Annotated in this window: 15 protein-coding genes; 6 read left to right on the top strand and 9 right to left on the bottom strand. The window is 65.0% G+C overall.

Translation table 11 applies throughout. The annotated features are described in order from the left end of the window. Positions 1–76: 76 nt before the first annotated feature. From BME24068_RS07890 to BME24068_RS07875, 4 genes are all read right to left on the bottom strand, one after another. The gene (locus tag BME24068_RS07890; RefSeq protein WP_174925691.1) at positions 77–844 is read right to left on the bottom strand and encodes a glucose 1-dehydrogenase; all 768 of its coding nucleotides are present in this window, start codon (positions 842–844) and stop codon (positions 77–79) included. Positions 845–872: 28 nt separating this feature from the next. Further along, entirely contained in the window at positions 873–1214 is a 342-nt protein-coding gene (locus BME24068_RS07885) for an NIPSNAP family protein (protein WP_174925690.1), read from the bottom strand. 14 nt (positions 1215–1228) lie between these two features. Continuing rightward, complete coding sequence (locus BME24068_RS07880; RefSeq protein WP_174925689.1) at positions 1229–3004, bottom strand: FAD-dependent oxidoreductase; 1776 nt, start codon at positions 3002–3004, stop codon at positions 1229–1231. Positions 3005–3084: 80 nt separating this feature from the next. Beyond that, positions 3085–3921: an SDR family NAD(P)-dependent oxidoreductase gene (locus BME24068_RS07875; protein WP_174925688.1), complete on the bottom strand. Its 837-nt coding sequence runs from the start codon at positions 3919–3921 to the stop codon at positions 3085–3087. Between the two features lie 185 nt (positions 3922–4106). Here BME24068_RS07875 and BME24068_RS07870 point away from each other — a divergent pair, with 185 nt between their 5' ends. Both BME24068_RS07870 and BME24068_RS07865 read left to right on the top strand, forming a co-directional pair. After that, complete coding sequence (locus tag BME24068_RS07870; RefSeq protein WP_174925687.1) at positions 4107–5003, top strand: helix-turn-helix domain-containing protein; 897 nt, start codon at positions 4107–4109, stop codon at positions 5001–5003. 121 nt (positions 5004–5124) lie between these two features. After that, the gene (locus BME24068_RS07865; protein WP_239007700.1) at positions 5125–5853 is read left to right on the top strand and encodes a UPF0149 family protein; all 729 of its coding nucleotides are present in this window, start codon (positions 5125–5127) and stop codon (positions 5851–5853) included. A 69-nt stretch (positions 5854–5922) separates the two neighbouring features. On the opposite strand, the gene BME24068_RS07860 is transcribed toward BME24068_RS07865, so the two are convergent. The 5 genes from BME24068_RS07860 to BME24068_RS07840 form a co-directional block, all read right to left on the bottom strand. Further along, a complete protein-coding gene (locus BME24068_RS07860; protein WP_174925686.1) occupies positions 5923–7170 on the bottom strand; it encodes an enolase C-terminal domain-like protein in 1248 nt (415 codons plus the stop codon). A 46-nt stretch (positions 7171–7216) separates the two neighbouring features. After that, positions 7217–8509 (bottom strand): MFS transporter, encoded by a 1293-nt coding sequence (locus BME24068_RS07855; protein WP_174925685.1) that lies wholly within the window; start codon positions 8507–8509, stop codon positions 7217–7219. An 83-nt stretch (positions 8510–8592) separates the two neighbouring features. Further along, positions 8593–9360 carry an SDR family oxidoreductase gene (locus BME24068_RS07850; protein ID WP_174925684.1) on the bottom strand — a complete coding sequence of 256 codons (768 nt, stop codon included), beginning with the start codon at positions 9358–9360 and terminating at the stop codon, positions 8593–8595. Between the two features lie 101 nt (positions 9361–9461). Continuing rightward, positions 9462–10181 (bottom strand): FadR/GntR family transcriptional regulator, encoded by a 720-nt coding sequence (locus BME24068_RS07845; RefSeq protein ID WP_174925683.1) that lies wholly within the window; start codon positions 10179–10181, stop codon positions 9462–9464. A 418-nt stretch (positions 10182–10599) separates the two neighbouring features. Beyond that, positions 10600–11424, bottom strand: coding sequence for an IclR family transcriptional regulator (locus BME24068_RS07840; protein WP_174925682.1), 825 nt, complete (start codon positions 11422–11424; stop codon positions 10600–10602). A gap of 154 nt (positions 11425–11578) precedes the next feature. Between BME24068_RS07840 and BME24068_RS07835 the strand changes: the two genes are divergently transcribed. Genes BME24068_RS07835 through BME24068_RS07820 form a run of 4 tightly spaced genes read left to right on the top strand, consistent with a single transcriptional unit; the run spans position 11579 to position 15078 of the window. Beyond that, positions 11579–12343: a substrate-binding periplasmic protein gene (locus tag BME24068_RS07835; protein ID WP_174925681.1), complete on the top strand. Its 765-nt coding sequence runs from the start codon at positions 11579–11581 to the stop codon at positions 12341–12343. Between the two features lie 34 nt (positions 12344–12377). Beyond that, complete coding sequence (locus BME24068_RS07830; RefSeq protein ID WP_174925680.1) at positions 12378–13034, top strand: amino acid ABC transporter permease; 657 nt, start codon at positions 12378–12380, stop codon at positions 13032–13034. Further along, entirely contained in the window at positions 13031–13777 is a 747-nt protein-coding gene (locus BME24068_RS07825; protein WP_174925679.1) for an amino acid ABC transporter ATP-binding protein, read from the top strand. Before BME24068_RS07830 ends, BME24068_RS07825 begins: the two co-directional genes overlap by 4 nt. An 8-nt stretch (positions 13778–13785) precedes the next feature. After that, positions 13786–15078, top strand: coding sequence for an NAD(P)/FAD-dependent oxidoreductase (locus tag BME24068_RS07820; RefSeq protein WP_174925678.1), 1293 nt, complete (start codon positions 13786–13788; stop codon positions 15076–15078). Positions 15079–15164 lie beyond the last annotated feature (86 nt).

Below are 15164 nucleotides of genomic sequence, written 5' to 3'. Positions count from 1 at the left end.
CAGCGCTTACGCTGCCGGCAGCACGGCTGTCTCCATGGTTTGATTATCGGTGTCCCGTCCGGGCGGACGGCCCACGTCAGCCGGGCGGCGAATCCGCTGCGCCGTAGGCGAGCCAGCCGCCATCGACGTTCAGCACGGTGCCGGTGATGTAGCTCGCCGCGTCCGAGGCCAGGAACGCGATCGCGCGGGCGATTTCGTCCGGCTCGGCAAGGCGTCCGAGCGGCGTCCGGCGTTCGATCGCCGCCCGGTTCAACTGCCCGTTGCGCGCGAGCGTATCGACCAGTTCGGTCGCCACGTAGCCGGGTGCGACGGCGTTCACGCGCACGCCCTGACGCGCCCACTCGCAGGCCATCGAGCGCGTCAGCGAGGCAATCGCGGCCTTCGCGGCGCCGTACGCGTTGCGCGTCGGAATGCCGCCCTGGCCGGCGATCGAGCACAGATTGACGATCGCGCCGGCGCGTTGCGCGAGCATCACGCGGGCGGCCTCGCGGCTCGCCAGAAACGTGCCGCGCACATGCACCGACAGCAAACGGTCGAACGCCATCGACGATTGCTCGAGCGTCGGCGCGTTCTGCTCGCCGATCCCCGCGTTGTTGACCAGCACGTCGATCCGCTCGAAGCGCCCGACGACGGTGCGCATCAACGCGACCATCTCGTTTTCGTTCGCCACGTCGCCGCCCATTCCAATGTGCCGCGACCCGAGTTCGGCGGCCCGCCGGGCCGCGCGCTCGCCGTTCAGGTCGGCGATCGCGACACGGTAGCCGTCTTCGGCGAACCGCTTCGCGCACGCCCAGCCGATACCGTCCGCTCCGCCCGTCACGATTGCCACACGCGTATTGACCATGTGATCTCCCGGTTTCATCGTGGTGCGCTCAGCGCGTCAGAGACGCGAGGCTCGGAAAATCGACCCGGCGGATGATGCGGCTTTCCTGCGCGACGATCAGATGGCCGGACGCCTGCAAATAGGCCGGCCACTCCGGGTCGGCATCCCGCGCGGTACGCCGCGTGTCGTAGTCGGCAATACTGTCGTAGCCCCACAAGTGCACGACCTGGTTCAGCGCGCCGATGTCGCTCGTGTAGAACCCGACGGGCGGGCCGAGGTACTTCACCTGGATCGGCATCGCGTAGCGGTCGAAGATGTCGAGGAATTCGGCCATGCCGCGCGGACGGATCGTATAGATGCGGTGGTCGATGAAGGCTTTGGGCGGGTTCATGGTGTGCTCCGGATTCAGGCGGTCGCGCGCGCGGCGGCGCGGGGCGTTGCTGTAGCGGCAGTGCCGGCGGCAGGCACCGGGTCGACGAGCCCCGCGATGTGGCGCGCGCTCAGATAGCCGAACGTCATGATCGGCCCGAGCGTGATGCCGGCGCCCGGGTAGTTCCCGCCCATGATGCTGGCGCGGTCGTTGCCGACCGCATACAGGCCCGCCACCGGCTGATTGTCGGCCGCGAGCACCTGGCCGTGCACGTTCGTGCGAATGCCGTCGAAGGTGCCGAGATCGCCCATCAGGACTTTCAGCGCGTAGTACGGGCCCGCGCCGAGCGGCGCCACGCACGGGTTCGGGCGATGGGCCGGATCGGCGAGATAGCGGTTGAACGACGTGGTGCCGCGGCCGAACTCGGGATCCTCGCCGCGCACGGCGCCTTCGTTGTAGCGCCGCACCGTCGCTTCCAGGTTCGCGGCGTCGATGCCCGCCTGCCGCGCGAGCGCCGCGAGCGTGCGGCCCTTCACGAGATAGCCGTTGCGCAGCAGCGGCCCGAGCGGCACCGGCGCGGGCTTCGCGAAGCCCAGCCCGTATTTGCGGATCGTCGCGTGATCGCACACCAGCCACATCGCCGTCTCGGTGTCGCCGCTGCAGGCGTCGATCATCGCCGCGCCGACGTCGTGGTACGAATTCGATTCGTTGGTAAACCGCCTGCCGTGGCGGGTGACGCCGATGATGCCCGGCTTGTAGCGATCGAGCAGATGCGGAAACACGCCGAACCGGCCGTCGCCGAGCGGCACGCGCGATACCGGCATCCACGCGGCCGGCTGCGGATAGCGAATCTCGACCCGGCCGCCGGCACGCTCGGCGAGCTTCGCGCCGTCGCCGGTGTTGCCGGCCGGCACCGGCGACACATGTTCGCCGCCGCGCGCGACGTGCGGATACGCATGCGCGATGCGCGCGACATCGTGCGAGAAGCCGCCGCTGGCCAGCACCACCGCGCGCCGCGCCGTGATCCGATACCCGGCGCCGTCGCCTTCGACCGCCGCACCGACGACGCGCCCGTCGTTCACGACGAGCTCGCGCGCCGCGGTATGCGTGAGGATCGGAATGCCGAGATCCAGGGCCGACTTCGCGAGCCGCGCCGCGAGCGCGTTGCCGCTCGTGATCTGCACGCCGCGCCGATACAGCGCGAGATCCTTCAGGTGCGAAACCAGCCGCTTCGTCACGTACCACGCCGATTTCAGCGACCGCGTCGCATTGAAGAAATGCTTGAGATCCGCGTTGGACGAATTGAACATCATCCCGATGAACGTGATGGTCTTCAGCGGCGGACGCAAGCGCTCGAGATCGCGCCCGAGCCGGCGCGCGTCGTAGGGGGCGGCCACCACCGAGCGACCGATGTCGACGCCGCCCGGCTGGTCCGGGTGATAGTCGGGATAGAGCGTCGGCACGAATTTCACTTCCGTTTCCCGCTCGAAGAATTCGAGCATCCGCGGACCGTGCTCGAGAAACGCCTCGATCGCATCGTCGTCGTGGAACGCACCGGTTTCGCCCCTCAGATAGGCACGCGCGGCCTCCCGCGTGTCGTGCACGCCGTTCGCCGCGGCATGCGGGTTGCCGGGAATCCACAGCACGCCGCCGGAAAAAGCCGTCGTGCCGCCAAAGCAGCCTTCCTTCTCGACGACGATCACGTCGAGTCCGGCCTTGCGTGCGGTGATGGCGGTGGACAGGCCGCCGGCTCCCGCTCCGATCACGAGCAGGTCGCACGTGACATCCTTCGAACGCCGCTGGTCGCTCATCGCGTTCTCCTCCAGTGATAGGGCTGCGCCGCGGCGTCGCTCGACTGGCGACGGCGCGCGGCGCGGGCCAGGTCGTTGAATTACTTCGCGGCGGCGCCGGCTTCGTAGCCCGGGCGCGGCACCAGATCCATCAGCATCGCGTCGAGGCCGCCGTCGACGACGAGCTCCGCGCCGTTCACGTACGCCGCGCGCGGGCTCGCGAGAAACGCGACGACGTTCGCGATGTCGTCGGGGCGGCCGATGCGCCGGCTGGCCGTCATCGCGCTGCGGCGCGCTTCGATGTCGCCGTTCGCGTAGAACGACTCGGACAGCGGCGTGCGGATCATGCCGGGGCACACGGTATTGCTGCGCACGCCGCGCGGCCCCCACTCGGCCGCCAGTTGCCGCGCCAGCATCGCGACGGCCGCCTTGCTGGCGCTGTAGGCGCCGCTGTGCGTCTGCGGATGACGCGCCGCGATGGACGCGACATGCACCAGCGAGCCCGCGCCGCGCGCGAGCATCGCGCGTCCGAACGCTTGCGAGCACAGCATGTAACCCGTCAGGTTGACCTGCAGCATCGCATTCCATGCATCGAGATCGATGGTTTCGATACCGCCGGCGCGCAGCAGGCCCGCGTTGTTGACGAGCACGTCCGCGGGGCCGAGATCGCGCTGCACGCGCTCGGCCGCTTGGGCGACGCTGGCCGGATCGCCGATGTCGCACGCGATCGCGATGGCGTCCGCGCCGCCGGCACGCAGCCGCTCGGCGAGTGCGATCGTCTTGTCCGCATCGCGGTCGAGCAGCGCGACGCGCGCGCCGGCCGCGACGAACGCCTGGGCGATCGACGCGCCGATGCCGCCGGCCGCGCCCGTCACGACGCATGCGTTGCCGTCGAGCTGCAGCCAGTTCGGTTGATGATCGTTTGCCTCGGAAATCATGTTAGTTATCCTTCTGATGCGGTTGTGTCATGTTCCAGTGAATGCCGAACGGATCGTTCGATCCCGGCTGCGATATGTGATGCGCACGCCGCGCCGTTGCGGAAAAGTATAGAAGTGCGGCGCCGGCGAAAACTGGACAAACGCCGCAAGCAGCAGGACAATTTGTACACCGGAGGCGAGACGGCATGAGGAGAATCCCTAACTACGACCTGTACGGCGAATCGGCCCGCCCGCCTTGGTACGACGCGTTCAACTTCGAATGGATACACGAGCGCAGCCGGCCCAACGACTGGCATATCGCCGCGCATCGCCACGATGCGCTATTGCAGATTTTGTACATTCGCAGCGGCAGCGGGCACGTCGTGATCGAAAGCGACAAGCTGCCGTTCGTGCCGCCGTGCCTCGTGCTGCTCCCCGCGCAAACCGTGCATGCGTTCGAGTTCTCGCCGCAGATCGACGGCCTCGTGATCACCGTCGCGCAACGCGCGCCCGATGCGCTGCTGAAGGTGGTCGCGCCCAACGTGCTGCCGGTGCTGCAACGCGCCGCGGTGATTCCCGTCAAGGGGCCGGACGCGAGCGGGTCGATGCTGATGCCGCTGTTCGCATTGCTCGAACAGGAATTTCGCGGCCCGTCGCGCGGCCGCGGCGCGGCGGGCATGGCGCTGCTGGTTGCGTTGCTCGTTCATATCGCGCGCTTGAGCGATCTCGCGGCGGCCCCGTCGCATACGGGCACCGATCGGCGCGGCACGCTGCTGCGGCGCTTTCGCGAGCTGATCGCCACGCATTTTCGCGAACACCAGCCGGTGGAGTTCTATGCCGAACGGCTCGGCGTGACCGCCGCGCAGCTCGCGCGCGTGTGCCGCGACGAACTCGGCATCTCGACGACGGCCGTCATCAACGAACACGTGATTCGCGAGGCGCAGCGCGACCTCGTCTACTCGAACCTGAGCGTCAAGCAGATCGCGCACGAGACGGGCTTCGTCGACAGCGCGTACTTCAGCCGCTACTTCCGCAAGCAGACCGGAATGACGCCCGGCGAATTCCGCGAGTCCGCCCATCGCGACCTGATGCTGGGGCCGTAGCGCACGGCCGGCGGCGCGGACCATCGGCAGCGTTGCAGAACCCTTGCCGTCACGGCATCCCCAATACAACGACGGCTTTCCTCGACACCATCGGAAGCCGCTCAACCGCGGCAACCGCCCCTTGGACCGCTTGCGCGTGAATCCCCTATCCGATGACGAGATCGACGATCTCGACCAGCTCCTGATGTCCGACATCATGTCGGACGAAACCATGACGATCCACACGCTGGACGGATTCCTCACGGCCATCGCGCTCGGCCCCACGACGGTGCTGCCGAGCGAATGGTTGCCGGCCGTGTGGGGATCCACGCCCGAACACGCGCCCGACTTCGAGTCCATCGAGCACGCACAACACGCGTTCAGCCTGGTGATCCGCCACTACAACGGGATCATCGGGACGCTCGAGCGCGATCCGGATGCGATCGCACCGCTGTTGAGTATCCATCGCTACCCGGACGACCCGCACGAGTATCTGGACGGTGAAGCGTGGGCGCTCGGCTTCATGGCCGGCGTCGAACTCCGCCGGGCAGATTGGCAGCCGCTGCTGGACGATGTCCAGGGGAAGGCCTGGCTACGGCCGATTTACCTGCTCGGCGCGGAGGAAATAAGCGACGACGAGCAGTCTCTCGTACGCTGGCCGAACCAGCGTGAACAGCTTTCGGAGCGGATCCCCGACAGCGTCGCATCGATCTACCGTTTCTGGCTGCCGTACCGCCGCGCGATGCACGAGCGGAAACTGGCGACGCCGATCCAGCGGACGACGCCCAGGACAGGCCGCAACGATCCCTGCCCGTGCGGCAGCGGAAAGAAGTTCAAGAAGTGCTGCGGCGCGGCCGGCACGCTGCATTGACGTGACGACCGGCCCATGAACCCATGAGATTGCATCGGCCATGAAGGTGCGGGGATCGCGGCGGAAGCGTTACGGCGTCTGCAGCGTCCCGTCCTTCAGCCGCGTCTGCGTCCAGGTCGTCACCGTGTTTTCGCACGGATATTTCGCGGCCTCCGCTTCATCGATATCGACGCCCAGCCCCGGTTTGTCGTTCGCATACACGTAGCCGTTCCGGAATTCGGGCAGGCCCGGGAATACGTCGAGCAATGCCGCCCTCGGCCCCTTCAGTGCCTGGATCACGAAATTGGGCGGCTCGGTGCCCGACCATTCCTGCACGCCGAAATTGCGCGACGCGAGATCGATATGGATGTTCGCCGCATGCGCCAGCGGCGACATGTCGCCGGGGCCGTGCCACGCCGTTCTCACGCCGAACTGCTCGGCGAAGATCTGCAGCTTTCGGCCGGCCGTGATGCCGCCGATCTGGCTCAGGTGAACGCGGATGAAGTCGATCAGCCGCTCGGTGATCAGAAAGCGCCACTCGTACGGATTGTTGAAAAGCTCGCCTTGCGCAAGCGGCGTGCTCGTCTTCTCGCGCAACTGGCGGATCCATTCGCCCTCCTCCAGCGCGATCGCGTCTTCGAGAAAGAACAGTTCGAACGGTTCGAGTTCGCGCGCGAAGCGGATTGCGTCGACCGGCTTCAGGCGTTCATGCACGTCGTGGCACAGCTCGACGTCGAAGCCGATCTTGCTGCGGATGCCGTCGAACAGCTTCAGCGTGTCACGCATGTATTTCCGGCTGTCGAGATAGACGCCATCGGCCGCGCCGCGCGGTGCGCTCGCCGGCGCGTCGCCGTAGCCGTCGCCGCCGTAGCCGCCGCTCTGGCAGCGGATGTGTGTGATGCCCTGCTCGCGATACTTCTGGATGTTCTCGCACAGCTCGCTCAGGTCGCGGCCATCCGCATGCCGATAGACCGGCACGCCTTCGCGGCACTTGCCGCCGAACAGCTGATACAGCGGCAGGTTCGCCATCTTGCCCTTGAGGTCCCACAGCGCCATGTCGACGCCCGAAATCGCGTTGTTCTCGATCGGGCCGTTGCGCCAGTAAGCGTTCTGGTGCATCAACTGCCAGAGCTCCTCGATGGCTTCGGCATCGCGTCCGATCAGCAGCGGGCGCAAGTATTCCTCGATCACGCATTTGACCGCGACGTGCCGGTACGCGAACGTCGCGCAGCCGAGGCCGTACAGGCCGGGCTGGGCGGTCTCGATCTTGACGACGATCAGGTTGATGCCTTCCGGCGCGGTCAGGATGACCTTTACATCTGTAATCGGGGTGGTCATGGTTGATCTACCAAAATTCTGTCGATGAATCGAACGGGGCGCCGCGTCAGGTGCGGCGCAGCGAGACGGTTGCGTCCCCGGCCGAGCGTTGCTCCGAACGTGCCGGCACCGTGATCATCAGGATCACCGACAGCAGCAGCGCGACCGCCATGAAGATGTAGGACGCCGACGGGCTGCCGGTCGCGCCGTTCAGATAGCCGACGACCCACGATCCGAGGAACGCGCCCAGTGCGCCGCTCGAATTGATGACGCCGATCGCGCCGCCGAGCACGTTGCTCGGAACGAGTTCCGGCACGAGCGCGAAGAACGGCCCGTACGGCGCGTACATCGTTGCGCCCGCCACGACGAGCAGCGTGAACGAGAACCAGAAGTGCGATTCGCCGACCAGGTAGGACCCCACGAGCGCAATCGTCCCCACCAGCAGCAGCGGCCAGACGAACAGCTTGCGGTTGTGCGTCCTGTCCGACAGCCACGATGCCAGCAGCATCAGGATGATCGCGGCGAGATACGGCACGGCGGCGAGCCAGCCCACCGACACGATGTCGATCGTCGCCGCGGATTTGAGAATCGACGGCAGCCACATGATGAAGCCGTAGACGCCGATGCTCCACAGCGCATGAATCGCGCAGCACTTCAGGACGACCGACGAACGGAAAGCAGCCTTGTAGTCGCGCACCGGTGCGATATGCGCCTGCTCGGCTTTCAGGCGCGCATCGAGTTCGGCCTTTTCGGCATCGGTCATCCACGGCGCGTCGGCCGGACGATCCTTGACGGTGAACCACCAGACGACCGCCCATGCAAGCGCCGGCACGCCTTCGATGACGAACATCTCGCGCCATCCGAAGCTGTGGACCAGATAGCCCGACACCACCGACATCCACAACACGGTCACCGGGTTGCCGAGAATCAGGAACGTATTCGCGCGCGAGCGTTCGGTGCGCGTGAACCAGCGGCTGATGTACATCAGCATCGACGGCATGACCGCCGCCTCGACCACGCCGAGCACGAAGCGCAGCACCATCAGCATCGGAATGTTGCTGACCATCCCGGTCGCCGCGGCGCACAGGCCCCACAGGATCAGGCTGAAGAAGATCAGTTTCTTCACGCTGTTGCGCTGCGCGTAGATCGCGCCCGGCACCTGGAACAGGCAGTAGCCGAGGAAAAACAGCGAGCCGATCAGCGACGACATGCCGTGCGTGATGCCGAGATCCTTGTCGATCCCGGCCGCCGCCGCGAAACCGTAGTTGGCGCGATCGAGATACGCGAGGCTGTAGGTGATGAAGATGATCGGCATCAGATACCACCATCTTTGCGGTGCGACGGGTTTGGCGCTTTCCATGATGTCTCCGGATAGGTGTGGCGCGCGGGCGCCCTGATCGGGTTCGGGCTGCCTCGGGGATGGGTTTCGTTCGCGCGGGTCGTTCAAAGGACGGCCAGCCAGCCGCCGTCGACGTAGATGATCTGGCCGTTCACGTAGCTCGACGCCGCCGACGCGAGGTACACGGCCGTGCCGACGAGCTCCTCCGGCTTGCCCCAGCGTTGCGTCGGGTTGCTGTTCCTGACCCATGCATCGAACGCCGCGTTCTCGACGAGCGGCTGGTTCATGTCGGTCAGGATGTAGCCCGGGCCGATCGCGTTCGCCTGGATGTTCGACGACGCCCATTCGGCGCTCATCGCGCGGGTCAGCATCTTGATTCCGCCCTTGGCCGCCGTGTATGCGCCGACCGTCGCGCGCGCGGCTTCGCTCGTGAGCGAGCCGATATTGACGATCTTGCCGCCCGTGCCGCGCGCGATCATGCGCCGCGCCGCCTGCTTCGCGACGATGAACGCGCTCGTCAGATTGGTGTCGATCACGCGCTGCCAGTCGGCCAGTTCGAGCTCGACGAGCGGCTGGCGAAACTGGATGCCCGCGTTGTTGACGACGATGTCGATCCGCACGCCGGCGTCGTCCCATTGCTGGAACGCATCGGCGACGGCCTGCTCGTCGGTCACGTCGAACGCGCGGCCTTGCGCGTCGAACCCTTGGGCCGTGAGTCGGGCGACCGCGGCGGCCACCGTGTCGGGCTGCGTTCCGTTCAGAACGACGCGCGCGCCGGCCGTCGCGAGCCCTTCGGCCAGCGCGAAGCCGATACCGCGCGCCGACCCGGTGACGAGCGCCGTGCGGCCGCTCAGGTCGAATAGTGAAGTCATTTTTTCGTAGTCCTCTCGATGTTCGAAAATCAGGCGCGCGTGCGCCCCTCGCGACCGTCGCCGGTCGCGATGAAGTCAATGCCGGAATTGCCGTTGGCGCGTCAGGCGCGTGTGCGGGTCGCCGCGCGGTTCAGCGCGGCGCGATCCTCGAAGTCCTGCTCGGCGCGCCGGATGAGCGTGAGCACCGCGTGTTCCGCGGCGGCCTCGTCGCCGTTTTCAATCGCGACGCACAGCGCTTCGTGCATCGGCAGCGACCGGGCCGGGCCGCCCGCGATCTCCGAACTAAGCTCGAAGCTCGTCTGCAGGATGGACGACAGCGCGTTCTGCATCTGCTGGACGAACTGGTTGTGGCAGGCGGTGAGGATCGCGCCGTGAAACGCGAGATCGGCCGGCACATATTCGCCGTCGCCCGCGACCGCGCGCGCCATCGCCCGGTACGCGCGCCGGATCGCGATGCGATCTTCATCGGTCGCGCGCCGGGCGGCGAGCCGGGCGGCGTTCGGTTCGATGATCAGGCGCAGCTCCATCAGGTCCTGGATCAGCCCTTCATCGACCGTGCCCGCGCGGGCGCGCCACGTGATGACGTCCGGATCGAACAACTGCCATTGCGCGCGCGGCAGCACGACCGTGCCGTAGCGGCGGCGCACTTGCAGCATCCCTTTCGCGGACAGCGACTTGACCGTTTCGCGGATGGTGATGCGGCTGACCTGCAGCTGTTCGGCGAGTTCGTCCTCGGACGGGAGGACGTCGCCGGGCGCCAGCTGGCCCGAGCAGATCTGCTCGCCCATCTGGTTCAGTACCTGACGGTGTAGGGTCGCCATGAATGCCCTCTAGATCATACGTATGATGTAGAAAGATAAACGCATGGGTTTCCGCATGCAACCTGGGGTTCTCCCGAAGGGAGGCGGGAGGGAGGTTTCGTGCGGTGGGGACGTCGAACAACGGGTTGCGCGGCAGTCTGGCCGGCTTATTGGGCGGGTTGGTCAGGCGGCATTGGGCCATCAACTGTCACTTGCCAGGGACCCGATACAGACCTTCAACTTCGTGCGTTGCCGGAGGGCGCCGCGCGTTTCCTGGCCCGATCATTGAAGTAGCGAGCACGTTCATCGGGTCGCAGCCCGGCGTTGTCGGCGGCTAGCGCATATTCTCGGCGCCCTCATCCAAGACGTAGATGCGGACGGCTACCGGTGATGAACCCCGCGTGGTGTGCGCGGGGAACGGGATCAAAAATTGCCGCCCTCAAACAAGGGTCCGGATTGAGTTGCTGATTCCGCGTGCGCACTCGATCACCGCAGGCGCCATGCGTGCTTCTGCTTCCGCCAGCGTCCACCGGCTCGTGGGCGCGACAACGTGAACCGCGCCCACCGGCCGGCGCTCCCCGTCGAGCACAGGCGCCGCGACCGTCATATCACCGATGAACAGTTCCTCGCGATTCGATGCGTAGCCATTGCGCCGCCCCAGTGCAAGCCGCGTCTCGATCTCGTCGAGATCCGTTACCGTGTACTGCGTATGCGCGACGCGATCACTGGCCAGCAGCAGCGCGCGTGACTCGTCTTCCGGGAGCGCTGCCAGATAGGCCCGCCCCGACGCCGTGCAGTACATCGGAATGCGGCTGCCGATCGGCATGTGAATCGGCACGAACTTCATACACACGAAGCGCGCCACGTAGACCATGTCGGTGCCATCCGGCTCGGTCAGATTGCTCGTCTCGCCGGTCACGTTGGTGAGCTCGGACAGAAAAGGGTTGGCGACGTCGATCAACGTGTCGGCGGCCAGATAATTGAAGCCGATCTGCATCACGCGTGGCGCCAGTTGATAGCGCCGGGTACGAGGGTGCTTTCTCACATAGCCGAGCTTCTCCAGCGTGTAGATCATGCGCTGCGCGGAGCTTTTCGTGATGGACGTTGCCTCTGCGACTTCAGGCAGCGTCATCGACCTGCGCTGCGCACTGAACGCGCGCAACACCGCAATCCCCTTCTCCAGCGACTGATTGAACAGCGCGTCCGGCGTTTCGTCCGGCTCCGGGGGCGCTTCCGGCGGTGCGCCGAGCGTCTTGCGTGTCATGGATTCACCCAATTGTTCTAGCGTGACACCGAGTCTATCATATCGAATATCGATACGCAAAATTCATTTGTCGATATTTTTGATTCGAATATCATGCTTCAACTGATGTGTACCGATACTTCGATCAGCCGTCGTCAATTCGTGGAGGGACCTCATGTTCAAGTTCGCCAAACGCTTCGCCCGTGTCTTTGCAACAGGTTTGCTGCTCGCCGGTGCGCCGGCCTTGTCGGTGGCTGCCCCCACGTACGAGGTCGGAGCGACGGCCACCGGTGTGCCGTTCACCTTTCTCGATGTGAAGAGCAATTCGATTCAGGGTCTCCTGGTCGATGCGATTACTGCAACCGGCAAGGCTGCGGGATTCGACGTGAAGATCCAGCAGACGACCTTCTCCGCGCTGATTCCGTCGCTGACCACGAAGAAGATCGACATCATCTCGGCGGCCATGCTGAAGACGGCGGCTCGCCAGCAGGTCGTCGATTTCTCCGACACCGTGTACTCCTATGGCGAAGGTCTGATCGTGCGCGCCGACGATAAAGGCCGGTACACATCCATGGACGACCTCAAGGGCGAAGTCGTCGGCGCGCAAGTGGGTACCGCATTCGTCGACGCGTTGAACAAGAAAGGCATCTACAAGGAAGTGCGGACCTACGATTCAGTCGCCGACATCATGCGTGACGTCGCGCTCGGCCGCATCAAGGCGGGTTTCGGCGACAAGCCGATTCTGGCCTACCAGCTTCAGCACAATCCGAATCCGCAATTGCGTCTCGTTGCCGAATACCAGCCGTCGGTGAAAGGCCAGTTGTGTTTCGTCGTGCGCAAGGGTGACGCGGCGACGCTGGAGCAACTGAACGCCGGCATCAAGAAAATCAAGGCCGACGGCACACTGACGGAGATCATCAAGAAGTGGCAGGTGGAATGACGTGACGTCGTTTTCAGCATAAGGATTAGTCGCCATGTTCCTCGAAAGCGCCATCGAGTTTCTGCCCATCCTGCTGAAGGGCGCGGTCATCACGATTGAGATCACCTTCTGCTCGTTTGTCCTAAGCACGGTGCTCGGCCTGTTACTCGCGCTGATGCGCGTGTCCCAGATCCGCATCGTCTCGAACGCTGCCGCGACTTTCATCAACGTCATCCGGGGGCTGCCAATTATCGTTCAGCTCTTCTACATTTACTTTGTGTTGCCCGATCTCGGCGTGCAGTTGTCGGCGTTCCAGGCGGGCTTCATCGGTCTCGGCATCGCCTACTCGGTGTATCAGGCGGAAAACTTTCGCGCGGGCATCCAGGCGATCGATCACGGGCAGATCGAAGCGGCGCAGTCCATCGGTATGCGCGGCGCGATGATCATGCGGCGCGTGGTGTTGCCGCAAGCGTTCCGGATCGCATTGCCGCCGTATGGCAATACCCTCGTCATGATGCTCAAGGACTCGTCGCTTGCGTCGACGATCACCGTCGCCGAAATGACGCGCGCGGGGCAGCTCATCGCGTCGTCGACGTTTCAGAACATGACGGTATTCACGCTGGTCGCGCTGCTCTACCTTGCGCTCAGCCTGCCGCTCGTCTATGGCTTGCGGCGGATCGAACGCCGCCTCGGTTCGAAGGGAAAACGATGATCAAGGTCGACTCGATTCACAAGCGCTTTCACGATCAGCACGTGCTGAAGGGCGTCAGCCTGAGCGTCGAACGCGGCCAGGTTGTCTGTCTGATCGGTCCGTCGGGGTCGGGAAAATCGACACTGCTTCGATGCATCAACGGACTGGAGCGGCATGACGCCGGCACGATCACGGTCGAAGGCAACGTCGTCGACGCGAAGTCGAAGCGGATCCACGACTTGCGTGCCCAAGTCGGCATGGTGTTTCAGCGCTTCAATCTGTTTCCGCATCGCACCGCGCTCGAAAACGTGTTCGAGGGTCCCGTGTTCGTCAAGAAACAAACGCGCGCACATGCCCGCGAGCGGGCGCGGCATCTGCTCGACAAGGTCGGTCTCTCGCACCGGATGGACGCTTACCCGGCTGAAATGTCGGGCGGCCAGCAACAGCGCGTGGCGATTGCGCGTGCACTGGCGATGGAACCGAAAGCGATCCTGTTCGACGAGCCGACTTCGGCACTTGACCCGGAATTGGTGGGCGAAGTGCTCGGCGTGATGCGGCAGCTCGCAGACGACGGCATGACCATGATCGTCGTCACGCATGAAATGGGCTTTGCTCGTGAAGTGGCGGATCGGGTCTGCTTTCTTCACGACGGTACGATCCATGAGGAAGGAACAGCAGCCGATCTGTTCGAACGTCCGCGCAATCCTCGCACCCGCGAGTTTCTCGGCAAGATGCCTGCGTTTACCGAAGCATTCCGGATTTGAGTACCGCCATGAGCCTGGTTGAATTTGCCAAGCCGTTGCCTCCTTCCCTCTGGGCGGCAACGGCGGAACCCGCCGTCGATTCCCCGCCGCTCGATGGTTCGGTCACAGTGGACGTGACGATCGTAGGTGCCGGTTATACAGGTTTGTCGACTGCCTTGTATCTGGCGGAACTGGGCTTGCGCGTCTGCGTGATCGATGCAAACGAGCCCGGTTGGGGCGCGTCCGGCCGCAATGGCGGCCAAGTGATCCCTGGCCTGAAATACGATCCCGATGAACTCATACGGCGCTACGGCCCACGCGAAGGCGCGGTGCTTGTGCAGATGGCGGGCGGTGCCGCGGATACGGTGTTCGACCTGATCGAGCGCCACGGCATTCAGTGCAATGCGACGCGCGCCGGCTGGATACAGCCTACCCATTCGACCAAGCTGCTCGGCACGCTGCACGCTCGGGCGCGGCAGTGGGAGTCGCGCGGCGCGCGGGTCGAGCTGCTCGACCGCGCACAGATATCGAGCCGGCTCGGCACGGACGCATTCGTTGGCGGCTGGGTCGACCTGCGCGCGGGCAGCGTGCATCCGTTGAGCTACGCGCGCGGCCTCGCACGCGCGGCGCAAAAGGCAGGCGCGGCGATCCACGGTGGAACGTGTGCCGCGAGCGTCGAGCGCGGTCCGGCAGGCTGGCGAATTCGCACGGCACGGGGGCCGCTCATTGATTCGAAGCAGATTCTGCTGGCCACCAACGGTTATACCGATGGCCTGTGGCCAAGCCTCGCCCAATCGGTGATCGCGGCGAACAGCTTCGTTGTCGCAACGAAATCGCTGCCCGATGATGTCGGCGCCACGATCCTGCCCGGCGGCGAAGTGGCTTCCGATTCGCGGCGCCTGCTGCTCTATTTCCGCAAGGATGCGCATGGGCGCCTGCTGATGGGCGGACGCGGTCCGTTTCGCGAGCCTCGCAACGCGGCGGACTGGACCCATCTCGAGCGTGCGGCACAGTTGATGTTTCCACAATTGAAGGGCATCGAATACGAGTACCGATGGGCTGGCCGCATCGCCATTACACGCAATTTCTTGCCGCACGTGCACCTGCCGGCGGAGGGCATGACGATCGCGCTCGGCTACAACGGGCGCGGCATTGCAATGGCGACGACCTTAGGCAAGCATCTGGCCGCCTTGATCGGCGGGAAGACACGTCGCTTCCCGCTTCCGCCCACGTCGATCAAGCCCATTCCATTCCATGCGTTGCAGCGGTTCTACATCAGTGCGGGTGTGGCATGGTATGGACTGCTCGACGCACTGTCATGAACGCGAGTTCAGACATGCCGACCGGCCACGCGCGTCACGTCCCGAGTCCGAACGTTTTTTGGAGGCAATGCGCAAAGCGTCAGCGC

The sequence above is a fragment of the Burkholderia anthina genome (assembly GCF_902498995.1).
Lineage (GTDB): Bacteria > Pseudomonadota > Gammaproteobacteria > Burkholderiales > Burkholderiaceae > Burkholderia > Burkholderia anthina.
Note: the sequence above shows the minus strand (reverse complement) of the source record. Positions and strands in the feature narration are given on the sequence as shown.